Source organism: Paenibacillus phocaeensis (assembly GCF_900021165.1).
Lineage (GTDB): Bacteria > Bacillota > Bacilli > Paenibacillales > Paenibacillaceae > Fontibacillus > Fontibacillus phocaensis.
The window spans coordinates 22,721-43,811 of the sequence record NZ_FCOQ01000010.1; the positions used below are offsets into that span (position 1 = coordinate 22,721).

At 50.3% G+C, this 21,091-nt stretch carries 23 protein-coding genes; all 23 read right to left on the bottom strand.

Annotated elements, in window-relative coordinates:
• Window positions 1–19: 19 nt before the first annotated feature.
• The 23 genes from rplX to BN3795_RS05420 all read right to left on the bottom strand — a co-directional run bounded on the left by rplX (window position 20) and on the right by BN3795_RS05420 (window position 21,049).
• Window positions 20–373: a 50S ribosomal protein L24 gene (rplX, locus tag BN3795_RS05310; protein WP_009226649.1), complete on the bottom strand. Its 354-nt coding sequence runs from the start codon at window positions 371–373 to the stop codon at window positions 20–22.
• 52 nt (window positions 374–425) lie between these two features.
• A complete protein-coding gene (gene rplN, locus BN3795_RS05315; protein WP_009226648.1) occupies window positions 426–794 on the bottom strand; it encodes a 50S ribosomal protein L14 in 369 nt (122 codons plus the stop codon).
• A 36-nt stretch (window positions 795–830) separates the two neighbouring features.
• A complete protein-coding gene (rpsQ, locus tag BN3795_RS05320) occupies window positions 831–1,094 on the bottom strand; it encodes a 30S ribosomal protein S17 (protein WP_009226647.1) in 264 nt (87 codons plus the stop codon).
• A gap of 52 nt (window positions 1,095–1,146) precedes the next feature.
• Complete coding sequence (rpmC, locus tag BN3795_RS05325) at window positions 1,147–1,347, bottom strand: 50S ribosomal protein L29 (protein WP_018753986.1); 201 nt, start codon at window positions 1,345–1,347, stop codon at window positions 1,147–1,149.
• Window positions 1,337–1,771 (bottom strand): 50S ribosomal protein L16, encoded by a 435-nt coding sequence (gene rplP / locus BN3795_RS05330; RefSeq protein ID WP_059040326.1) that lies wholly within the window; start codon window positions 1,769–1,771, stop codon window positions 1,337–1,339. Before rplP ends, rpmC begins: the two co-directional genes overlap by 11 nt.
• Window positions 1,772–1,773: 2 nt before the next feature.
• Window positions 1,774–2,442: a 30S ribosomal protein S3 gene (gene rpsC / locus BN3795_RS05335; RefSeq protein WP_009226644.1), complete on the bottom strand. Its 669-nt coding sequence runs from the start codon at window positions 2,440–2,442 to the stop codon at window positions 1,774–1,776.
• 13 nt (window positions 2,443–2,455) lie between these two features.
• Window positions 2,456–2,788 (bottom strand): 50S ribosomal protein L22, encoded by a 333-nt coding sequence (gene rplV, locus BN3795_RS05340; protein WP_059040325.1) that lies wholly within the window; start codon window positions 2,786–2,788, stop codon window positions 2,456–2,458.
• 38 nt (window positions 2,789–2,826) lie between these two features.
• Window positions 2,827–3,105 carry a 30S ribosomal protein S19 gene (rpsS, locus tag BN3795_RS05345; protein ID WP_059040324.1) on the bottom strand — a complete coding sequence of 93 codons (279 nt, stop codon included), beginning with the start codon at window positions 3,103–3,105 and terminating at the stop codon, window positions 2,827–2,829.
• A gap of 74 nt (window positions 3,106–3,179) precedes the next feature.
• Window positions 3,180–4,010, bottom strand: coding sequence for a 50S ribosomal protein L2 (rplB, locus tag BN3795_RS05350; RefSeq protein WP_068783687.1), 831 nt, complete (start codon window positions 4,008–4,010; stop codon window positions 3,180–3,182).
• Window positions 4,011–4,038: 28 nt separating this feature from the next.
• Window positions 4,039–4,329 (bottom strand): 50S ribosomal protein L23, encoded by a 291-nt coding sequence (rplW, locus tag BN3795_RS05355; protein WP_068783688.1) that lies wholly within the window; start codon window positions 4,327–4,329, stop codon window positions 4,039–4,041.
• Window positions 4,329–4,952, bottom strand: coding sequence for a 50S ribosomal protein L4 (gene rplD, locus BN3795_RS05360; RefSeq protein ID WP_068783689.1), 624 nt, complete (start codon window positions 4,950–4,952; stop codon window positions 4,329–4,331). Before rplD ends, rplW begins: the two co-directional genes overlap by 1 nt.
• A 28-nt stretch (window positions 4,953–4,980) precedes the next feature.
• Entirely contained in the window at window positions 4,981–5,604 is a 624-nt protein-coding gene (gene rplC, locus BN3795_RS05365; protein ID WP_068783690.1) for a 50S ribosomal protein L3, read from the bottom strand.
• A 46-nt stretch (window positions 5,605–5,650) separates the two neighbouring features.
• A complete protein-coding gene (gene rpsJ, locus BN3795_RS05370) occupies window positions 5,651–5,959 on the bottom strand; it encodes a 30S ribosomal protein S10 (RefSeq protein ID WP_009226637.1) in 309 nt (102 codons plus the stop codon).
• A gap of 107 nt (window positions 5,960–6,066) precedes the next feature.
• Complete coding sequence (locus tag BN3795_RS25470; RefSeq protein WP_198524655.1) at window positions 6,067–6,480, bottom strand: hypothetical protein; 414 nt, start codon at window positions 6,478–6,480, stop codon at window positions 6,067–6,069.
• Between the two features lie 183 nt (window positions 6,481–6,663).
• Window positions 6,664–7,407: a hypothetical protein gene (locus BN3795_RS05380; protein WP_068783692.1), complete on the bottom strand. Its 744-nt coding sequence runs from the start codon at window positions 7,405–7,407 to the stop codon at window positions 6,664–6,666.
• A gap of 383 nt (window positions 7,408–7,790) precedes the next feature.
• Complete coding sequence (tuf, locus tag BN3795_RS05385; RefSeq protein WP_068783693.1) at window positions 7,791–8,981, bottom strand: elongation factor Tu; 1,191 nt, start codon at window positions 8,979–8,981, stop codon at window positions 7,791–7,793.
• A gap of 83 nt (window positions 8,982–9,064) precedes the next feature.
• On the bottom strand, window positions 9,065–11,143 hold the full coding sequence (fusA, locus tag BN3795_RS05390; RefSeq protein WP_068783694.1) for an elongation factor G: 2,079 nt from the start codon (window positions 11,141–11,143) through the stop codon (window positions 9,065–9,067).
• 47 nt (window positions 11,144–11,190) lie between these two features.
• Window positions 11,191–11,661, bottom strand: coding sequence for a 30S ribosomal protein S7 (rpsG, locus tag BN3795_RS05395; RefSeq protein ID WP_046680956.1), 471 nt, complete (start codon window positions 11,659–11,661; stop codon window positions 11,191–11,193).
• A gap of 259 nt (window positions 11,662–11,920) precedes the next feature.
• The gene (gene rpsL, locus BN3795_RS05400) at window positions 11,921–12,343 is read right to left on the bottom strand and encodes a 30S ribosomal protein S12 (protein WP_018753998.1); all 423 of its coding nucleotides are present in this window, start codon (window positions 12,341–12,343) and stop codon (window positions 11,921–11,923) included.
• A gap of 142 nt (window positions 12,344–12,485) precedes the next feature.
• Window positions 12,486–12,737, bottom strand: coding sequence for a ribosomal L7Ae/L30e/S12e/Gadd45 family protein (locus tag BN3795_RS05405; RefSeq protein WP_068783695.1), 252 nt, complete (start codon window positions 12,735–12,737; stop codon window positions 12,486–12,488).
• A 174-nt stretch (window positions 12,738–12,911) separates the two neighbouring features.
• Window positions 12,912–16,526, bottom strand: coding sequence for a DNA-directed RNA polymerase subunit beta' (gene rpoC / locus BN3795_RS05410; RefSeq protein ID WP_068783696.1), 3,615 nt, complete (start codon window positions 16,524–16,526; stop codon window positions 12,912–12,914).
• 45 nt (window positions 16,527–16,571) lie between these two features.
• Window positions 16,572–20,117, bottom strand: a complete 3,546-nt coding sequence (rpoB, locus tag BN3795_RS05415; protein WP_068783697.1) for a DNA-directed RNA polymerase subunit beta — start codon at window positions 20,115–20,117, stop codon at window positions 16,572–16,574.
• Window positions 20,118–20,449: 332 nt separating this feature from the next.
• Entirely contained in the window at window positions 20,450–21,049 is a 600-nt protein-coding gene (locus BN3795_RS05420; protein ID WP_068783698.1) for a class I SAM-dependent methyltransferase, read from the bottom strand.
• Window positions 21,050–21,091 lie beyond the last annotated feature (42 nt).

The following is a 21,091-nucleotide window of genomic DNA, read 5'->3' on the forward strand; positions in this document are numbered from 1 at the left end:
CTTTCTTAACGTTACTGGATTAGTCGATTACTTCTCCGGATCTCTTCGCTACGCGAACTTTCTTGCCGTTGTCCAATACTTTGTAACCGATACGGGTTACTTTTCCGCTCTTCGGATCAACGTGCATGACGTTCGAAACGTGAATCGGAGCTTCTTTCTCGATGATGCCGCCTTGTGGGTTCAGCTGATTTGGTTTTTGATGTTTCTTCACCATGTTCACGCCTTCCACAAGCACGCGGTTTTCGCGAGGATAAGCGGCGATGACGCGGCCTTTTTTGCCTTTGTCTTTACCGGAAATCACGATCACCGTGTCGTCCTTCTTGACGTGCAGCTTATTGTTATGAGATTCAAGAATCTTCTTCAGTCTAGGCACTTGGTTTACACCTCCTGTTAAATCGGGCTCCCCATTGGCTTACGGGGTGTTCTTAGATAACTTCCGGAGCCAAGGAAACGATCTTCATAAAGTCTTTGTCGCGAAGTTCACGAGCAACTGGTCCGAAGATACGCGTTCCGCGCGGGCTCTTATCTTCTTTAACAACAACCGCTGCGTTCTCGTCAAATGCAATGTAGGAACCGTCTTTCCGACGAACCGAACGTTTCGTACGAACGACAACCGCTCTGACTACATCCCCTTTTTTGACAACGCCGCCTGGTGTTGCTTGTTTGACGGAGCAAACGATCAAATCTCCGATTTGTGCCGTACGACGACCCGTACCGCCCAAAACACGGATACACATCAGTTCCTTCGCGCCGGAGTTGTCAGCAACCTGCAAACGTGTAAATGGTTGAATCATGGATATTTCCTCCTTTCGGTCTAAGCTACCGTGCTATTAAATGATAACCGCTTCTTCAACGACTTCAACGAGTCTCCAGCGTTTGTCTTTGGACAGCGGGCGAGTTTCAGCGATTTTGACGATATCTCCGATTTTCGCGGTGTTGTTCTCGTCATGCGCTTTGAATTTCTTCGTGTATTTAATGCGTTTGTGGTACAAATCATGCTTCTTGTAGGTTTCTACAGCAACAACGATCGTTTTGTCCATCTTGTCGCTGACGACTTTACCAATTTGCACTTTACGGCTGTTACGTTCGCTCATGGTTAGCCTCCTTTCTGGACTTAGGCGCTTCGCTTAATGCGCTTGGCGCTTCTTAACTGATAATCCCAAGTTCTCTTTCACGGATAACGGTTTTAGCACGAGCTATTTCCTTACGCACATCGCGGATCCGAGTCGGGTTATCGAGTTGGCCGGTAGCCAACTGAAAACGGAGGTTAAAGAGTTCCTCTTTAAAACCTGCGATTTTTTGTTCGATTTCTGCAGTGGTTAAGTTGCGAAGTTCATTAGCTTTCATTTGCTTCACCACCCAATTCTTCACGTTTCACAAACTTCGTTTTGATCGGCAGTTTGTGGGCGGCAAGACGCATAGCTTCGCGTGCAATTTCCTCCGATACGCCAGCAAGCTCAAACATGATTTTGCCCGGCTTCACAACTGCGACCCATTTCTCTACGTTACCTTTACCGCTACCCATCCGGACTTCAAGAGGCTTTTGAGTAATCGGCTTGTCAGGGAAAATCTTAATCCATACTTTACCGCCACGTTTGATGTAACGAGTCATCGCGATACGCGCTGCTTCGATTTGACGGTTCGTGATCCAAGTCGGCTCCAGAGCCTGCAGGCCGTATTCACCGAAGTTGAGTTCAGTGCCGCCTTTCGCTTGGCCTCTCATATTCCCGCGTTGTTGCTTGCGGTGTTTTACGCGTTTTGGTACCAACATGATTAGTTGCCTCCTTCCTGAGCAGCTTGTTGTTTCTTAGCCGTAGGAAGAACCTCTCCACGATAGATCCATACTTTTACGCCGATGCGGCCGTAAGTCGTATGCGCTTCTGCCGTACCGTAATCGATGTCGGCGCGGAGCGTATGAAGTGGAACAGTTCCTTCACTGTAGCCTTCCGTACGAGCAATTTCAGCACCGCCGAGACGACCGCTGACTGCCGTTTTAATCCCTTTCGCTCCCGAACGCATCGTTCTTTGAATCGCTTGTTTCAGCGCACGACGGAAAGAAACGCGACGTTCCAATTGTTGTGCGATGCTTTCAGCAACGAGAATTGCGTCAAGATCAGGGTGTTTGATTTCCGAAATGTTGATGTGAACTTTTTTGCCGCCTGCGATTTTCGTAATTTCACCGCGCAGGTTTTCCACTTCCGAACCGCCTTTACCGATAACCATACCCGGCTTGGCTGTGTGGATCGTCACGTTCACACGATTTGCCGCTCTTTCAATCTCAATCCGAGATACCGCGGAGTCTTTCAGTTTATTTTTCAGGTGTTCACGAATTTTTACGTCTTCCAGCAAGAGATCACCAAAATCTTTGCCTGCGTACCATTTGGATTCCCAATCACGGATAATCCCTACTCGTAATCCGACCGGATTTACCTTTTGGCCCACACGTTTTCCCTCCTTATTTTTCGGATACCACCAAAGTAATGTGGCTGGTGCGTTTGTTGATCCGGCTAGCACGTCCCATTGCCCGCGGACGGAAACGTTTCATCGTCGGGCCTTGGTTTACGTAGGCTTGCGTAATCACCAATTTATTTACATCCATAGAATAGTTATGTTCAGCATTGGCAATCGCCGAGTTCAAGAGCTTCTCCACGATCGGGGAAGCCGCCTTTGGCGTATGGCGGAGAATCGCGATCGCGTCGCCAACTTGCTTACCGCGGATCAGGTCGATAACGAGCTGAGCTTTGCGGGGAGCAATACGAATCGATCTTGCATGTGCTTTAGCTTCCATGTAGTATTACCTCCTCTCAAACGAAGAACTTATCGTTATTAACGTCTCGTTTTCTTATCGTCATCCGTATGACCTTTGTAGGTCCGGGTTGGAGCAAATTCGCCCAGTTTATGTCCGACCATATCCTCGGTTACGTACACCGGTACATGCTTGCGGCCGTCATAAACACCAAACGTATGACCAATGAATTGCGGATAGATCGTGGAGCGACGGGACCAAGTTTTGATCACGACTTTCTTGTTCGAAGCGCTCGCTTCTTCCACTTTCTTAAGCAGGTACCCATCGATAAAAGGGCCCTTTTTCAGACTGCGACTCATTCATTTATCCTCCCTTCGCAATGCGCTGCAAGTTACGGTTCGTTCATGCCGCGAAGTGATCCGCGAAATGCGGATTACTTCGTACGACGGCGAACGATATATTTATCAGAAGCTTTGCCTTTTTTACGCGTTTTGTAACCCAGGGTCGGTTTGCCCCAAGGAGACAACGGAGATTTACGGCCGATCGGAGCGCGACCTTCACCACCACCGTGAGGGTGATCGTTCGGGTTCATGACGACACCGCGCACTTCCGGACGTTGTCCGAGCCAGCGGCTGCGTCCCGCTTTACCGATTTTCACAAGCTCGTGGTCACCGTTACCTACGGAACCGATCGTTGCGCGGCAAACTTTCAGGACTTTACGAACTTCGCCGGAAGACAGGCGGATCGTTACGTATTTATCCTCTTTACCGAGCAATTGAGCTTCCGTACCGGCAGCACGCACGAGTTGTCCGCCTTTGCCAGGTTTCAGCTCGATGTTGTGGATTACAGTACCCACCGGGATGTTCTCCAGCGGCATAGCGTTACCGATTTTGATATCGGAACCTGCGCCGGATTCGATCACGTCGCCCACTTTCAAGCCTTTCGGAGCGATGATGTAGCGTTTCTCACCATCGGCATAATGGATCAAAGCGATGTTCGAAGTCCGGTTCGGATCGTATTCGATCGTAGCAACGCGGCCTGGAATTCCATCTTTGTTCCGTTTGAAGTCGATGATGCGGTATTTACGTTTATGTCCGCCGCCGTGGTGACGAACAGTGATTTTACCTTGGTTGTTGCGGCCAGCCGTTTTGCTCAGCGGCGCAAGCAAAGATTTCTCCGGCTGATCCGTCGTAATTTCTTCGAAGGTCGATACGCTCATAGCGCGTCTTGCCGGGGATGTCGGTTTGTACTTTTTAATTGGCACGAGATTTCCCTCCTTACTTTAAACGATTTTATACCGATTCAAAGAATTGAAGCGGCTTGCTGTCCGCCGTCAATGTAACAAAAGCTTTCTTCCATTCGGGAGTGTATCCGGAGTAGCGTCCGTAACGTTTCAGCTTCCCAGGAACACGCAGGGTGTTTACGTTCTTCACCTTCACGCCGAAAATCGATTCAACAGCTTGCTTGATTTCGGTTTTGTTGGCACGAAGATCTACTTCGAAAACATACTTCAGATCGTTCATGTATTCCGTAGACCGTTCCGTAATCACCGGGCGTTTGATAATATCGCGAGGATCTTTCATTACGCGAGCACCTCCTCTACCTTCTGAACTGCTTCTTTCGTAATGATCAGTTTGTCGTGCGTCAGCACGTCAAGAACATTAATGCCGTCTGCCGCTACGAATTTAACGCCTGGAATGTTGCGTGCGGAGAGCGCCAAGTTGTCGTCATAGCTAGGAGCCACGACCAACGCTTTGCGTTCCACTTTCAGGTTGTTCAAAATCGCTGCGAATTCCTTCGTTTTAGGGGCGTTCATCGCAAGAGCGTCCAATACGATGATGTCCTGATCGATCACTTTCGACGAAAGCGCCGATTTGATCGCCAAACGACGAACTTTCTTAGGCAGTTTGTAGGAATAGCTGCGCGGAGTTGGTCCGAATACCGTGCCGCCGCCTTTCCATTGAGGAGCGCGGATCGAACCTTGACGCGCACGGCCCGTACCTTTTTGTTTCCAAGGCTTACGGCCGCCGCCACGAACTTCGGAGCGTCCTTTGACTTTATGCGTACCGAAACGCAGGGAAGCGCGCTGCATCACTACAGCTTCATGAAGAACATGCGTGTTCGGCTCAATTCCGAATACGGCATCGTTCAATTCCACTTCGCCTACTTGGCTACCGCTAATATTGAAAAGTGCTACTTTTGGCATTTGTTGTTCCTCCTTTCTTGAGGGCTACTTATTTCTTAATGGTTTGTTTGATTTTTACGAAGCTGTTTTTAGGACCTGGAATCGAGCCTTTAACAAGCAGTACGTTGCGTTCTGCATCCACGCGCACGATTTCGAGGTTTTGGATCGTTACGGTTTCGCTACCCATATGTCCTGGAAGGTGTTTGCCTTTCGGAACACGGTTCGCCTGAATGGAACCCATCGAACCCGGTCTGCGATGGTAACGGGAACCGTGAGCCATCGGGCCGCGGCTTTGTCCCCAGCGTTTGATAACGCCTTGGAACCCTTTACCCTTCGAAATACCTGTTACGTCAACAAATTCGCCTTCAGCAAAAATATCGACTTTGACCTCTTGGCCAACCTCGTATCCTGCCAAATCAACACCGCGAATTTCGCGAACGTAGCGCTTAGGCGTTGCGCCTGCTTTCTTCGCATGCCCAACTTCCGGTTTGTTTGCTCTTGCTTCCTTCTTATCGGCATAACCGATTTGGATCGCTTCATAGCCGTCATTCTCCAGATCTTTCTTCTGCAGAACCACGTTAGAGCTTGCCTCAATAACCGTTACGGGAATGACATTCCCCTCCGGAGTAAACACTTGAGTCATTCCAAGTTTTTTCCCTAAGATACCTTTCATGTTGACACCTCTTTTCCTTTCCTGGTTACCTTACATATAGTAGGTATTACAATTTGATTTCGATATCTACACCGGACGGCAGGTCCAAGCGCATCAAGGCATCCACAGTTTGTGGAGTCGGGTTCACAATGTCGATCAGACGTTTGTGCGTCCGTTGTTCGAATTGCTCCCGGGAATCCTTGTACTTGTGCACCGCACGGAGAATAGTAATCACTTGTTTCTCAGTTGGCAGCGGAATCGGCCCGGATACGCCAGCACCCGAACGTTTTGCTGTTTCAACGATTTTCTCTGCGGATTGATCAAGAATTCTGTGGTCGTAAGCTTTCAAACGAATACGAATTTTTTGCTTTGCCATTTTAGTCCCTCCTTCTATCGCCCAATTTAGTATCGGACATACTCCGTGAAAATTTTCTGACCGCCCTCCCATGGCAAAGGGGCCGGGTGTGTCAGTAACCTCTCACATCATCGCAACGTCACAGAACAACATTCACTATTATATAGAAAAGATAGGCGGAATGCAAGCATAAAATCTAAAGGTTCCGCTTGCCATCCCGCCTGCCGCGGACGGCACAAAAAAAGCGCGCATCCAAGGCCCAGCGCTTCATGATGGTTTATAATTCCGTGGTCCCCCGCTCTCGCCGCTTTAATGGAAGCATTCAGCGACAGCAGCTTGATCTGACCGGCAATTTCGTTCACCGCAGTTACGCGGGCTTCAACATATTTCGCATCCGGACTTTCAATGGCTAGAAGATGCGTGCTTAGCTGGGCACGCAGCGAAACAAAAAGCCGCTTCCCGTAAAGCGGGAAACAGCTCTTTGCTTTAGGCTGTGTTATCTTTGTCACCAAACTTAAAGCCCGTCCATTTATGGTTGACATTTCGAAGAAATCCTACACCTAAAATTAAAACCGAAATAATTAGCTCGATGATTGTTACGGAGTATAATAATCCGCTTAGATCCACAACGTCACTACGGCTAATAGCTCTACGAAACGCATCCGCTTCAGAAAACAAAAGAAACTGAAAAAGAGTAAAAAACAACAATTGAATACCAAATTTGATCATTCTTCTACCCACTCGTATACTCCATCAGGAACGTTTTTCTTCAACAAATTATTGTAAATTGATTTTGGGGAATAGGTATCAACCCAAACTTCTTCCATTTTAGTATCAGGAGCAGAATATCTACCTTTCATCCATTTTTGAGAATAACCCCATGAGTTCTTCATAATTGGATAATAAGTCATATACATGGTTTTTCCAGCTGGAACATTCATGGTCACCGAATCAGATGCACTGTACTTATTTGTCCATGAACCTCCCAATGCGACTGTCACTGCTTCTTTAAATTTACCACTCACATCTAAGTTGATCGACCATTCACTTGAACTACTATATGAGAAAGTATGGGATTGAGTGATTGAGCTGCTATTTTTCCATTGTTGCGTTATCCTTTGTTTTAAACTTGGTCGATGGGCGTTTTCATTATATCCCCTTTGTTCATAAGTATAATAATAAGTAACCGTGTTGGGACTTTTCTCACTTTTATTTTGATTTTGCGATTTTTGTAAGGGGGATCTTTGCATGGCAAGTTCTCTTTTGAGACTCATCATTTTTTGCTCTTCTATAACCTTCTGATTTACATAATCTTGAGCAGCCTCCCCTTCAAGTATTGTTGATTTCCCATCAATAACAATTTCAACTTTTATTGTCTTAGGAGCTTTACTTTCTTCTGCATTAACTGTAGCTGTCATACATTGAGCTAATACAACCAAAAAGAGAGCCAAGGACAATATTTTTCTCATCTAGCTAACCACCTTTCCTTTTATTTCCTTTATTATAGCTTTAATTCCTTTTTTATGTAATTATTTTCACATTATATACATATATTTATTTTTCTACCTTTAATTCAATTTCTTAGCTTCGGACCTTGCGCGAGTACCGAATAACTGTACATCATCTGCAATGATTAAGTGGGGTTCGCTCTGATGTGTCCCTTACGCTCCCTTTGCACGATTATCCCTTTCATTCAGGGGAGGAGACGAGTTCTCCTCCAATTCCCGGCGATCTGATTCAAGGGGATAATCCTGCAAAAGCATCCGGCCAATGTGTTGATCTTCGCTTAAAGAGAAAAGAGCTGCTCTCCGAAACCGGAGAGCAGCTCTTTTCTTCAAGCTGCAAAGCCTTCTTATTTCGTAATTTTAACAACAGCGCCGGATCCAACTGTACGGCCGCCTTCGCGGATGGAGAAGCGAGTTCCTTCTTCGATCGCGATCGGGGAGATCAGTTGAACGGTAACTTCGATGTTGTCACCAGGCATAACCATTTCTGTACCTTCTGGCAGGTTGATGATCCCTGTTACGTCAGTTGTACGGAAATAGAATTGTGGACGGTAACCTGTGAAGAAAGGTTTATGACGTCCGCCTTCTTCTTTCGTCAATACGTATACTTGAGCGGTGAACTCAGTATGCGGGTTAACGGAAGCTGGTTTAGCCAATACTTGACCGCGTTCGATTTCTTTACGGTCAACACCGCGGAGCAATGCGCCGATGTTGTCGCCCGCTTGAGCGGAATCGAGCAATTTACGGAACATTTCAACGCCGGTAACGACGGATTTTTTCGTTTCTTCAACGATACCCACGATTTCAATTTCGTCGCCGACTTTAACCGTACCGCGTTCTACACGGCCAGTTGCTACCGTACCACGACCTGTGATCGAGAATACGTCCTCGACAGGCATCAGGAATGGTTTGTCGACTGGGCGTTCTGGGAGCGGAATGTACTCGTCGATCACTTCGAACATTTCAACGATTTTCTTAGCCCATTCGCCGTCTGGGTTTTGCAGAGCTTCACGAGCGGAACCGCGGATGATTGGAGTGTCGTCGCCTGGGAAATCATATTCGTTCAGCAGGTCGCGAACTTCCATTTCAACCAGTTCAAGCAACTCTTCGTCTTCAACCATGTCGCATTTGTTCAGGAATACGACGATGTAAGGAACGCCTACGTTTTTGGACAACAGGATGTGCTCGCGAGTTTGCGGCATTGGGCCGTCAGCTGCGGATACAACCAGGATTGCGCCGTCCATTTGTGCTGCGCCGGTGATCATGTTTTTAACATAGTCGGCGTGCCCTGGGCAGTCAACGTGTGCGTAGTGGCGGTTGTTAGTTTCATACTCAACGTGAGCCGTCGAGATTGTGATCCCGCGTTCGCGTTCTTCTGGAGCTTTGTCGATTTGGTCGAATGCTACGGCAGCACCGCCATATGTTTTGGACAATACAGTCGTGATGGCTGCAGTCAGAGTTGTTTTACCATGGTCGACGTGACCAATCGTACCGATATTAACGTGCGGTTTTGTACGTTCGTATTTAGCCTTTGCCATTTTAAACAGTTCCTCCTTAAAATATGGATTGTTATGTGTGACCGTTCGGAAGAACAAGTCCCCCGACCGGTAAATACACTAAATTATTCTCCGCCTTTGTTCTTGGATACGATTTCTTCAGCAATGGTCTTAGGAACTTCTTCATAATGAGAGAGTTCCATCGAGAACACACCGCGTCCTTGCGTACCGGAACGAAGCGTTGTCGAGTAACCGAACATTTCGGAGAGAGGCACTTTCGCACGGATAATTTGCGCACCACCACGGGAATCCATACCTTCGATACGGCCGCGGCGAGAGTTCAGCATACCCATAACGTCACCCATGTACTCCTCAGGTACCGTTACTTCAACTTTCATGATCGGCTCAAGCAGAACCGGTTGACACTTCTCTTTAGCCGCTTTTAGGGCCATCGAGCCGGCGATTTTAAACGCCATTTCACTGGAGTCGACGTCATGGTAAGAACCATCGACGATCGTCGCCTTCACGTCAACGACCGGGAAGCCGGCAAGAACACCGTTCTGCATTGCTTCTTCGATCCCTTGTTGTGCAGGTGCGATATATTCTCTCGGTACGGCGCCGCCGACGATTTTGCTGTCGAACTGGTTGCCTGTACCTGGCTCCAGAGGTTCAAATTCAACCCAGACGTGACCGTATTGACCACGACCACCGGACTGACGAACAAACTTACCTTCAACGCGAGCAGGAGCTTTGAACGTTTCACGGTAAGCAACTTGCGGTTTACCTACGTTCGTCTCAACCTTGAATTCACGGCGCATCCGATCGATGATGATATCCAGGTGAAGCTCACCCATACCCGCAAGGATCGTTTGTCCCGTTTCTTCGTCCGTATGAGCGCGAAGCGTTGGGTCTTCCTCTGTCAATTTACCGAGAGCAACGCCCATTTTATCCTGGTCGGCTTTCGTCTTAGGTTCAACGGCGATTTCGATAACCGGATCAGGGAAGTTCATCGATTCCAGAATAACTGGAGACTTCTCATCACACAGTGTATCACCTGTCCCCGTATCTTTCAAACCAACGGCTGCTGCGATATCACCGGAGTAAACTTCGGAGATTTCTTGACGGCTGTTGGCGTGCATTTGCAGGATACGTCCGATCCGTTCGCGTTTGCCTTTCGTTGCGTTCAGCACATAAGAACCGGATTGCAAAATACCGGAGTATACGCGGAAGAACGTCAGCTTACCCACGTAAGGGTCGGTCATGATTTTAAATGCAAGCGCCGAGAACGGCTCTTCATCGGAAGAGTGACGTTCCACTTCCGTACCGTCTTCCAAGTGACCTTGGATGCTTGGTACGTCAATCGGAGCCGGCAAGTAATCGATAACGGCATCCAGCATCAGCTGAATCCCTTTGTTCCGGTAGGAAGAACCGCAGACAACCGGGAAGATCTTAACTTCGACTACCCCTTTGCGAAGAGCAGCCTTCAACTCTTCAATGGTGATTTCTTCACCTTCAAGGTATTTCATCGTTAAATCTTCATCAAGCTCTGCAACCTTCTCAACCAGCTCTGCACGAAGCTCTTCGACTTTCGCCAGATACTCGGCAGGGATTTCGGTTTCTTCGATGTTTTGACCCAAGTCGTCTTTGTAGATGTACGCCTTTTGCGTGATGATGTCAATGATGCCGACAAAATCACTTTCCGCACCGATCGGCAGTTGAATCGCAACTGCGTTCGCTTGCAGACGTTCGCGCATATCATTCACGACGTTCAGATAGTCCGCACCGATGATATCCATTTTGTTGACATAAGCGATCCGAGGAACGCTGTACTTGTCAGCCTGTCTCCAAACGGTTTCAGACTGCGGTTCAACGCCTTCCTTAGCACTGAACACGCCTACAGCCCCGTCCAATACACGCAGGGAACGTTCGACTTCAACCGTGAAGTCGACGTGTCCCGGGGTATCGATGATATTTACGCGGTGACCTTTCCATTGAGCGGTCGTCGCAGCGGACGTAATCGTGATTCCGCGCTCTTGCTCTTGTTCCATCCAGTCCATTGTCGCAGCACCCTCGTGAACTTCCCCGATTTTGTGCGTACGGCCTGTATAGAACAAGATCCGTTCCGTCGTGGTTGTCTTACCGGCGTCAATATGCGCCATGATCCCGATATTACGTGTATTTTTCAAGGAGAACTCTCTTGCCATGAATCTGTCTCCCTTCAAAATATAAATTTTGAAATACGGGCGTTATCCTACCAACGGTAGTGCGCGAACGCTTTGTTCGCTTCCGCCATTTTGTGCGTATCTTCGCGTTTCTTTACGGAAGCGCCTGTGTTGTTGGATGCGTCGATGATCTCGGCAGCCAAACGCTCTTCCATCGTTTTCTCGCCGCGGTTGCGGGAGTAGTTCACGAGCCAACGTAATCCCAAGGATGTACGTCTCTCTGGTTTAACCTCGATCGGAACCTGGTAGTTTGCACCGCCGACACGGCGAGCTTTAACTTCCAGTACAGGCATGATATTTTTGATCGCTGCTTCAAACACTTCCATCGGGTCATTCCCCGTACGTTCTTGAATGATGTTGAACGCATTGTACAGAATGCTTTGAGCAACGCCGCGTTTACCGTCAAGCATGATGCGGTTGATCAAGCGAGTAACGAGTTTGCTGTTATACACCGGATCTGGCAACACGTCTCTTTTCGTAACTGGACCTTTGCGTGGCATAGTTTGTTATCCCCCTTTCAGCAATAATTAACCTAAGCTGTAGTTCAAAAAGCCGTCTTTCGATCACGAGCAGGAACAGAGAAGTTGATTCGGCATCGAATCTTGAATTCAGCCGGACCTTCCGTTGCTCACGTACCCATTACGTACGCTCCGCTACTCAGTCCCTAGCTTCATCCAACCTTCTCGGTGCTCCAAACCCGACTTTCTGAACCTTCATTGAACGGTAGTTCAAAAAGTCGTCTTTCGATCACGAATGATCTTAGGATTTCTTCGCTTTCGGACGTTTCGCGCCGTATTTGGAACGAGCTTGCATCCGGTTGTTCACCCCAGCGGTGTCCAAAGCTCCGCGTACGATATGATAACGTACACCTGGAAGGTCTTTGACCCGGCCGCCGCGAATCAGCACAACGCTGTGCTCTTGCAGGTTATGACCGATCCCTGGAATGTAAGCCGTCACCTCTACACGGTTCGTCAAGCGAACACGGGCATATTTACGAAGTGCGGAGTTTGGTTTCTTCGGAGTCATCGTACCTACACGAGTGCAGACGCCGCGTTTTTGCGGAGAGCTCAGATCCGTAGCCTCGCGTTTCAGAGCGTTAAACCCTCTTTGCAGCGCTGGCGATTTGGATTTGTACACCTTATCTTGGCGTCCTTTACGTACTAATTGGTTAATTGTTGGCATGTTGTTGCCACCCCCTTCCTCAGAATTCAAATCTTCTTTACAAACCTCTTGATTAAGCCCACAGACCCAGGCGGTTCATAAAAGAACAAAGGAAATGTTTTTGCCAAGGAGTTTCCTCATTAGCAAAAACATTTTCGATCAACTATGACTTTACGATCGCAGCCATCGCCGCTCCCACTTCAATCCCGCAAGCCTTGCCGAGATTGGCCATCGTGTCCACATAGGTGACTTTAACAGCATGTTGGTTGCATAAAGCGACGATCTTTGATGTAAGACGCGGATCTGCATTCTCAGCAACATAAACTTCCTCGGCCCGTCCAAGTTCAACCATTCGCATGGTTTGCTTGGTGCCGATCTTCACCGGTGCGTCCCGTAGTCCTTTATCATTAGACATCATGACGTCCTCCAAAGCACAGGGTATTCCGTACTCACGCACTATGATATAGTATCACTCCGCTATAGCCGGTGTCAAGCAAATTATTCAGCGGATTTCGTTGGCGAAGACAGGTCCGGCGCGGCCCGGATCACACTCGCTTCAGGGCCGCGCCGGCTTATCTTCGTTCCGTCTTTACTCTACGGAAACAGGCTCTAGACTTTCCTCTGCAGCCTCGTCTTGCTCCGGTTCTTCAAATTGAATGCTGCGGTAGCGATTCATGCCGGTACCGGCCGGAATCAGCTTCCCGATGATGACATTCTCCTTCAAGCCGAGCAGCTTATCGACTTTCCCTTTGATCGCGGCGTCGGTAAGTACCCGCGTCGTTTCCTGGAAGGAAGCGGCGGACAGGAAGGAGTCGGTTTCGAGCGACGCTTTCGTAATCCCGAGCAGCACCGGTTTGGCAACCGCCGGCTCTTTGCCGGACAAGATCGCGTCTTTATTCGCAACTTCGTATTCATGCAAGTCAACGAAAGAGCCCGGCAGAAGCGGCGTATCGCCGGCATCCACGATCCGGATCTTGCGCAGCATCTGGCGAATCATAACCTCAACGTGCTTGTCGTTGATTTCTACGCCTTGGTTCCGGTATACGCGTTGTACTTCCTGCAAAATGTAGTTCTGTACGCCGCGAATCCCTTTGATGCGCAAAATTTCTTTCGGGTCGATCGAACCATCGGTCAGCTCGTCGCCGGCTTCGATCTCGTCGCCTTCGCTGACGCGCAGGCGAGAACCGTAAGTGACGGAGTACACCTTCGTTTCCGCTTCGCCCTGAACCTCGATTTCGCGGCGGTCCTTGGCTTCACGAATCTCTTTGATCACGCCGTCGATCTCACTGATCGTCGCTTGGCCCTTCGGATTCCGGGCTTCGAACAGCTCTTGAATCCGCGGAAGACCTTGGGTAATATCATCACCCGCAACGCCCCCGGTATGGAACGTACGCATGGTGAGCTGGGTTCCCGGTTCGCCGATCGATTGGGCCGCGATGATGCCGACGGCTTCCCCGATCTCCACGTGTTTCCCGGTAGCCAGGTTGCGTCCGTAGCACTTCTTGCACACGCCATGACGGGCGCGGCAGCTGAGCACGGAGCGGATTTGCAGCTTGGTGATGCCGGCGTCCACGATCTCATGCGCTTTATCGGAATCGATCAATTCATTGCGATGAATGATGATCTCACCCGTTTGCGGATGCTTGATCGTCTCGAACGAGTAGCGGCCTTCAATCCGGTCGTACAGATCCTCGATGACCTCTTTACCGTCTTGAATGACGCCAACGGTAAAGCCTTTATCGGTTCCGCAATCTTCTTCCCGCACGATCACGTCCTGAGCCACGTCTACGAGACGGCGAGTCAGATAACCCGAGTCGGCGGTCCGCAGCGCGGTATCGGCCAGACCTTTCCGCGCACCGTGCGTCGACAGGAAGTACTCGAGGACGGTCAGGCCTTCGCGGAAGTTCGATTTAATCGGGAGCTCGATAATCCGGCCCGCCGGGTTGGCCATCAGGCCCCGCATCCCGCCCAGCTGGGTGATCTGCGATTTGTTACCGCGTGCCTTGGAGTCAACCATGAGCATGATGGAGTTATAGCGGTCCATCGATTTCATGAGCACGTCGGTAATTTGGTCCTTACATTTGGACCAGATATCGATAACGCGGTCATAACGTTCTTCGTTCGTAATCAAACCGCGACGGTATTGATTCGTAACCACGCGTACCTTCTCATCGGAATCACGCAGGATTTCCTGCTTCTCCTTCGGTACGATAACGTCGGCTACCGCGATACTTACGCCCGCACGGGTCGAGTAAGTAAAGCCGGTTTGCTTGATTCTGTCCAGAATGACGGAGGTTTCCGTCGTATGGTAGATTTCGAAGCAGCGGCCGATGATTTCGCCGAGGTATTCCTTGCCGACACCGCTTGCTTGCGGCGCAGCCATAATCCGTTCCAAAACATTAGCGCCCTTCTCATAGATGAAGTAATGATCCGGGGTTCCTTGGAACAAGTTGACGCGCGTAGCTTCGTTAATGTAAGGGAAGCTGGCCGGGAAAATCTCATTGAAAATGATTTTACCAACCGTCGTGATCAACAAAGCGTTTTGTTGTGCTTCCGTAAAGCTGGTCTTGCCCAACGCTTTCGCCGGAATGGCTACCCGCGCATGCAGTGAAGCCGTGCCGCGTTGATAAGCCGATACCGCTTCGTTGACCGAAGACAAGATCATGCCGGCGCCTTTGGCTTCCTTGTTATCCATCGTCAGATAATAGGAGCCGAGGACCATATCCTGCGAAGGCGTAACGACCGGCTTGCCGTCTTTCGGGTTCAGGATGTTGCCGGACGCCAGCATCAAGATGCGGGCTTCCGCCTGAGCTTCTGCGGACAACGGTACGTGAACAGCCATTTGGTCGCCGTCGAAGTCGGCGTTATACGCCGTACATACGAGCGGGTGCAGACGAATGGCGCGGCCTTCAACCAGGATCGGTTCGAACGCCTGGATCCCGAGACGGTGAAGCGTAGGGGCACGGTTCAAGAGAACCGGATGCTCCTTAATCACTTCCTCGAGCACATCCCAAACTTCCGGACTGACGCGTTCGACTTTACGTTTTGCACTCTTGATGTTATGGGCCAGGCCTTTATTAACCAGCTCTTTCATGACAAAAGGCTTAAACAGCTCCAGCGCCATTTCCTTCGGCAAACCGCATTGATACATTTTCAGGTACGGACCTACGACGATAACGGAACGACCGGAGTAGTCAACCCGTTTCCCCAGCAGGTTTTGCCGGAACCGGCCTTGTTTCCCTTTGAGCATATGGCTCAGGGATTTCAATGGACGGTTGCCCGGACCCGTAACCGGACGGCCGCGGCGGCCGTTGTCGATCAGGGCGTCAACGGCTTCCTGCAGCATGCGTTTCTCGTTTTGGACGATAATGTCTGGCGCGCCAAGGTCCAGCAGACGTTTCAACCGGTTGTTCCGGTTGATGACGCGGCGGTACAGATCGTTCAGGTCGGACGTCGCAAAGCGGCCGCCATCGAGCTGAACCATCGGACGGAGTTCCGGCGGAATGACCGGAAGCACGTCGAGGATCATCCACTCCGGCTCGTTGCCGGAGCTTTTGAACGCTTCGATGACTTCCAAACGTTTGATCGCACGGTTGCGGCGTTGACCTTGGGCCGTGCGCAATTCTTCTTTCAGGAATTCAAGCTCTTTGTCGATATCGAGATCCTGGAGCAGCTTCTTCACGGCTTCCGCCCCCATACCGGCTTGGAATCCGTAACCGTATTTCTCGCGGTAGCTGCGATATTCCTTCTCGGACAAAAGCTGCTTTTTCTCCAGCGGCGTTTCGCCTGGATCGGTCACAACATAAGATGCAAAATAAATGATCTCTTCCAGGGAACGCGGAGACATGTCGAGCGCAAGGCCCATCCGGCTCGGAATCCCTTTGAAGTACCAAATGTGGGACACCGGCGCTGCCAACTCGATATGCCCCATCCGTTCGCGGCGCACTTTAGCGCGAGTAACTTCAACGCCGCAGCGGTCGCAGACGACGCCTTTGTAGCGAACGCGTTTATATTTACCGCAATGACATTCCCAGTCTTTGGTCGGGCCAAAAATCTTTTCGCAGAACAGCCCTTCCTTCTCCGGCTTCAGCGTGCGGTAGTTAATCGTTTCCGGTTTCTTTACTTCTCCGCGGGACCAAGAACGAATTTTATCTGGGGAAGCAAGCCCAATTTTCATAAACTCGAAGTTGTTGACGTCCAACAAGGAGCATCCCTCCTTAACCAAGTCCTGATTTGACTGTATAACGCTCTATTCTACGCCGACTTCCGCACCTTCCAGATTGAGACTCAGCTTGTCGCCCGACGCATCATCCTCGTCGTCGATCTCCTTCATCTCGATCTCTTCTTCGTTTTCGGTCAGAATCTTGACGTCCATACCCAAGCTTTGCAGCTCTTTGATCAAGACCTTAAACGACTCAGGCACGCCCGGTTCAGGCACGTTTTCTCCCTTGACGATGGATTCGTAGGTTTTCACCCGACCGACCACGTCGTCCGATTTGACGGTAAGAATCTCTTGCAGCGTATAAGCGGCACCGTAAGCTTCCAGCGCCCACACTTCCATCTCCCCGAAGCGCTGACCGCCGAACTGAGCTTTACCGCCCAGCGGCTGCTGCGTAACGAGCGAGTAAGGACCTGTCGAACGAGCATGGATCTTATCGTCAACCATGTGTGCGAGTTTGATCATGTGCATGACGCCCACGGTAACTTCCCGTTCAAACGGTTCGCCCGTGCGTCCGTCGTACAGAATCGTTTTACCGTTGCGTTGCATGCCGGCCTCTTCCATCGTGTCGAACACATCTTCCTCGTTGGCACCATCAAATACCGGGGTAGCTACGTGAATGCCCATTTGCAAGGCGGCCATCCCCAGATGGATTTCCAGGACCTGCCCGATATTCATCCGCGAAGGTACGCCCAGCGGATTCAGGACAACCTGTACCGGGGTTCCGTCCGGCATAAACGGCATATCCTCTTCCGGCAAAATCCGAGCCACAACCCCTTTGTTACCATGGCGTCCGGCCATCTTATCGCCTTCGGAGATCTTCCGCTTCTGCGCGATGTACACGCGAACGAGCTGATTTACGCCCGGCGGCAATTCGTCGCCGTTATCCCGGGTAAATACCTTCACGTCTACCACGATCCCGTCCGTACCGTGCGGTACGCGCAGGGAGGTATCGCGAACTTCGCGGGCTTTCTCCCCGAAGATCGCGTGCAGCAGGCGCTCTTCGGCCGTCAATTCGGTTACGCCCTTCGGCGTTACCTTACCGACCAGGATATCGCCGGCGGCGATTTCCGCCCCAACGCGGATAATGCCGCGTTCATCCAGATTGCGCAGCGCTTCTTCGCCGACGTTCGGGATGTCACGAGTGATTTCCTCCGGCCCCAGTTTCGTATCGCGGGCTTCGGATTCGTATTCCTCGATGTGGATCGAAGTATATACGTCCTCCTTCACCAGCTTCTCACTGAGCAGGATCGCATCCTCGTAGTTGTAACCTTCCCAAGTCATGAAGGCAACGACTACGTTGCGGCCCAGCGCCAATTCGCCCATTTCCGTCGAAGGACCGTCTGCCAGGATATCGCCCTTCTTAATGACGTCTCCCCGCTTCACGATCGGACGTTGGTTAATGCAGGTTCCTTGGTTAGAACGCATAAACTTGTGTAATTTATATTTAACAAGGTCGCCTTTGACTTCCTTGCCGTCAATGGTTTCCACCCGGCGCAGCCAAATTTCGTTCGCAGCCGACCGTTCGATAATCCCGTCATACTTCGACACAATGCAGACACCGGAGTCCTTAGCTGCCTTATGCTCCATGCCGGTTCCGACGAGCGGAGCCTTTGGAATCAGCAGAGGAACGGCCTGACGCTGCATGTTCGAACCCATCAGCGCGCGGTTCGAGTCGTCATTCTCCAGGAACGGAATCAACGCGGTAGCAACGGATACGACCTGTTTTGGCGAAATATCCATGTAGTCTACCCGGTTGCTCGGCATGGTCAGAATGTTATCCGACTGTTTGTTGTAACGAACGATCACCGATTCTTCTTCGAACTTGTTATCTTCCGTCAACTTCGCGTTGGCCTGTGCGATGATGTAGTTATCTTCCTCATCCGCCGTCAGGTAAGCGACCTGGTCCGTCACCGTACCCGTCTTCGGATCAACCCAGCGATACGGCGCTTCAATGAAGCCGTACTCGTTGATCCGCGCGAAGGTGGACAAGGAGTTGATCAAGCCGATGTTCGGACCTTCCGGCGTTTCGATTGGACACATCCGGCCGTAGTGGGAAGGGTGAACGTCACGCACTTCCATGCCGGCGCGTTCCCGGGTCAAACCGCCCGGCCCCAGCGCGGAAAGACGGCGTTTATGCGTCAATTCGGCAAGCGGGTTCGTTTGGTCCATGAACTGGGACAGCTGCGAACTGCCGAAGAACTCTTTGATCGACGCAATAACCGGACGGATATTGATCAAAGCCTGCGGCGTGATCACATTCGCGTCCTGAATCGACATTCTTTCGCGTACAACACGCTCCATCCGTGACAAGCCGATGCGGAATTGGTTCTGCAGGAGCTCGCCTACCGAACGCAGACGCCGGTTGCCGAGATGATCGATATCGTCCGTGCTGCCGATGCCGTGCAGCAGATTGATAAAATAGCTGATCGAAGAAATAATATCAGCAGGGGTAATATGCTTCACCGATTTATCGATGTTGCGGTTCGCGATCACCTTGACCACTTTACCGTCTTCGATCGGCGAGAATACGTCGATCGTTTGCAGCGGTACATCGTCCGCGTCAAGCACGCCGCCGGCAACATGGTAGTTCTTGAACCCAACGTTGCTCTCGAGGTGCGGCAAAATCTCGTCCAACAGACGGCGGTCTACCATTTGGCCGGCTTCGGCGATAATTTCACCCGTGTTGGTGTCAATCAGCGTCTCCGCGAGACGTTGGTTGAACAAGCGGTTCTTAATGTGAAGCTTCTTATTGATTTTGTAACGGCCGACGTTAGCCAGATCGTAACGCTTAGGATCGAAGAAGCGAGCTACGAGCAAGCTCTTCGCATTCTCCAGGGTCGGCGGTTCACCCGGACGCAGACGTTCGTAGATTTCGATCAAGGCTTTCTCTGTCGAATCCGTATTGTCCTTATCGAGCGTATTGCGAATATACTCGTCATTACCGAGCAAATCCAAAATTTCCGCGTCCGTTCCGAAGCCGAGCGCACGAAGCAACACGGTTACCGGAATTTTACGAGTGCGGTCGATCCGCACGTAAATAATATCCTTCGCATCCGTCTCCAACTCGAGCCAAGCGCCGCGGTTCGGAATCACGGTTGCGGTATACATTTTCTTACCGTTCTTATCTACTTTCGTACTGAAATAGACGCTAGGAGAGCGAACCAACTGGCTGACAATAACCCGTTCCGCACCGTTAATAATGAACGTACCGGTTTCGGTCATCAGCGGGAAATCTCCCATAAACACTTCCTGCTCTTTGACTTCGCCGGTTTCCTTATTAATAAGCCGGACTTTAACCCGAAGCGGCGCCGCATAGGTAACGTCGCGTTCCTTCGCGTCATCCACCGTATACTTCGGTTCGCCCAGGCTGTAATCGATAAACTCCAACACCAGATTTCCGGTGAAATCCTGAATCGGCGAGATATCTTGGAACATTTCCCGAAGGCCTTCTTCCAAGAACCACTCATAGGATTTCTGTTGGATTTCGATCAGGTTCGGTACTTCGAGTATCTCGTTAATTCGCGCATAACTACGCCGAGTGCGTCGACCATATTGAACAAGATGTCCTGCCAACTTAAACTCACCCCTCATGTCTACTCACTTTAAAAATACATTGCGAACCCGTGTTTGTGCCCTTATAATAGACCCATACGGATTCATCCACAAATAAAGAAAAGCCCTTATCGAATGCTTTCGAAAAAAGAGCATCATTTATCCGTGTCTGTTTCTGCTCTGATGTCCCCGTAGTTATTAGTTTATCCAAAATGCGCATATTATACGTAAAACAACACATTTTTATGCATTGTTTTCGCAAAACTATTGACATTTCACTAAACTAAAGCCACAGAGGGCATCCTAATGCTGACATTTTATAATAATAACATATCGAAATTGTCAAGTCAACCTCAAGCTTTTACCGCTTTATAAATGCGGTACCCCTTCTCTTTGGTTACTTCCTCCACACGGGCAAATAGCGACTCCAGCTTCTCCTTTGCCGACGGCGCCCCTTGTTTCTTCTGAATAACCACCCACAATGAACCGCCAGAACGCAATCGTTCATGAGCCCCTTCAAAGATGGCATGTACAACAGCCTTGCCGGCGCGAATCGGCGGATTCGTCAACACCACATCAAAGGCGCGATCCTCTACTGCCGAGAACAAATCGCTTTCCAGAATCGTTACATTGCTCACACCGTTTGCAGCCGCATTCTCTTTGGCCAATTCCACGGCACGGGAATTCACATCAACCATCGTTACATGCCCCCGGCCTGCCAACTTAGCCGCCGCAAGCCCGATCGGTCCGTATCCGCATCCGACATCCAGCACTTCAGCCTCCTCCGGAATGTCCATGGCTTCGATTAAAGTCCGGCTTCCGAAATCGACGCCCCCTTTGGCAAAGACGCCCGCATCGCTGACAAAACGGAAATGGTGTCCCCGCAGCTCAGCTTCCCAGATCTTACGATCATGCGCCGCTGTCGGCTTGCTGGAGTAGTAGTGATCTGACATGGTTTACGTGTTCCCTCCATCACTTCGATTGATCTATGAACT